At 43.9% G+C, this 1584-nt stretch carries 2 protein-coding genes and 1 pseudogene; all 3 read right to left on the minus strand.

Going from position 1 to position 1584, the window contains the following annotated elements; translation table 11 throughout:
- A partial coding sequence (locus tag KDK13_RS10690; RefSeq protein WP_257284957.1) for a hypothetical protein occupies positions 1 to 579 on the minus strand: 579 nt, incomplete at its 3' end.
- Between the two features lie 178 nt (positions 580 to 757).
- Positions 758 to 967, minus strand: a complete 210-nt coding sequence (locus KDK13_RS10695; RefSeq protein ID WP_257284958.1) for a hypothetical protein — start codon at positions 965 to 967, stop codon at positions 758 to 760.
- A pseudogene (locus tag KDK13_RS10700) lies at positions 967 to 1584 on the minus strand (hypothetical protein); the annotation flags it as partial. The pseudogene KDK13_RS10700 and the gene KDK13_RS10695, both read right to left, overlap by 1 nt.

The following is a 1584-nucleotide window of genomic DNA, read 5'->3' on the forward strand; positions in this document are numbered from 1 at the left end:
GCCTGAGTAACCGTCAGTAACATCGCCACCTAAGGCTTGAGACAGGAAGTACAAATCCGCTTCCGCTTCTTCATTGAGCCAAGGCTGATAGTCCTTTGCAGGGTTATAAATCCATGCAGGAATGGTCTTCATGTCCTTGTCTTCAGAGACAATGATTTTCTTGAAGCCAGCATAGAAGTCGTCATCAGTAGCCAGAATACCCATGACATCATCAGCTTCCAGTGAAGGCCAACAGTAAGACTCATAATCCTCTGCAAGTTTCTCTTTAAGAGGAATAAGACCAGCAGGACGAATGCTGTCAGCCTTACGTCGATGTGACTTGTAGCTAGGCAGTACGTCTGTCCTCCAGTTAGAGGTATAGTCTGTCCAAGTGAAGATAACTGTACCTCCACCACAAGCCTGTCTGATAGCTTCGATCTGAGCTGTAGCGATGTTGTAGGCAGTCGTGAAGTCAGTCATATTGTGGTAGAAGACGTGACCCTCACCATCCACAAGTTCTAACTCATGGAGCGATGCAACAATGGAATTGAAGGCGACAATATCACCGTCAATTAGCAATACTTGTTTTGTCTTTGCCATTACCAAGGCTTCCCTAGAATAGCTTTACGATACTCATCGTGAATAGCAGCCTCGCACTTAGAGCAAGGCTGAATGCTGGTCTCAATGTAAATACCACGAGCATCTTCTTGATGCGTGCTAACTGTTTTCAGAGGGGACTTGCAGTTATGGCAGATAGTCTTACTTCGAGAAATCAAAGTTATTCACCATTCCAAGCTGAAAGGGTTTCTTCCAAGACCCCGATTACGATAGCTACCTCTTTTAAAGCGTCTTTCGTATCAGCATCAACGTCTTTGCCGCAGAGAACGGCCTCGGTTAATTTAGCCTTGTTTTCTTTCAGCCATACTTTAACTAGCGGTAAGTTATTCTGAGTGTTAGTCAGTATTTGTTTTGCAGACAGTTTTTCCATTAGTCAATACTCTCAGTTTCTTTGTCAGCTCTGACTCGTTTAAATCGTGGGAATCTTGGATGACCATTCTTCGTTAATTCAGTGAACTCGATTTCAATTAGTGAATTAACTTGAGGTACAGAAGGGTCATAAAGAAAGGTCTTATGGGAGAGGGTATTTAAATGTGTCTTCCAGATACTCTCTCGGTCAGCATCAGTAAAGCCTGTACCGACTTTACCCATAGTCGTTACGAGCGCACCCATGCGACCCTTATGTTTTCCAGTACCCTCAATAACATCAAGCACTCGAACATCAGCAGTCAGCTTAGGTTTGACTCGCAGCCACTTATCGCCTTGACGTAGGATTAACCCTTCGTAACCCATATCAAGAGCCTGTCTCAGATAGAACTTGATGTCTTTAGCTGTTGGGTTTTCAAAACTGTCAATTACAAGCCTTGGGTCAGCTTCTTTCAGCGGGAATAACTCAGAGGCAACTACAGTTCGACCATGAGCTTCTTTAACATTTCTTGCAATGGAGACCGAAGTGTTCCAGTCTTTACGGAAGAACTCACAGTCACCATATTTCTTCAGCTTAATTAAAGCCTCAGCGTTCATGCTAATTGTGAGGCCGTCAAAAGG

This window comes from Endozoicomonas sp. SESOKO1 (assembly GCF_024606265.1).
GTDB lineage: Bacteria > Pseudomonadota > Gammaproteobacteria > Pseudomonadales > Endozoicomonadaceae > Endozoicomonas.

What these genes read in the sequence shown, in the direction of transcription:
- KDK13_RS10695 (WP_257284958.1), bottom strand. Translation starts at nt 967, where the DNA reads ATGGAAAAACTGTCTGCAAAACAAATACTGACTAACACTCAGAATAAC.